Below are 289 nucleotides of genomic sequence, written 5' to 3'. Positions count from 1 at the left end.
CGTCAGCGTCGCGGTCATTGGACAGCAGGAAAAACTCCAGCTCGAAGGCGCCGGCCGGATGCAGGCCGCGCGCCGCCAGCAGCTCCACCTGCCTTGCCAGCACCAGCCGCGGATCGGAGGTCATCGGCTGGCCGTCCAGGTGATACATCGACATCAGCACCTGGCCGCGCGGCGGTTTGGTGCCGTGCAGCGGCACCAGCGTTCCCGGGATCGGCCATGCCCTGAGATCGCCATCGCCGGTATCCCAGATCAGGCCGGTGTCGTGGACGTCCTCGCCGGTAATGTCGAG

General features: G+C 67.8%; 1 pseudogene. It reads right to left on the bottom strand.

From position 1 onward, the window contains the following. Positions 1-289 (bottom strand): annotated as a pseudogene (locus EN851_RS35720) (glutamine synthetase); the annotation flags it as partial.

Source organism: Mesorhizobium sp. M8A.F.Ca.ET.208.01.1.1 (genome assembly GCF_004791315.1).
GTDB lineage: Bacteria > Pseudomonadota > Alphaproteobacteria > Rhizobiales > Rhizobiaceae > Mesorhizobium.
The sequence above is the reverse complement of the archived record's forward strand: the minus strand, read 5'-3'. Positions and strand labels throughout refer to the sequence as shown.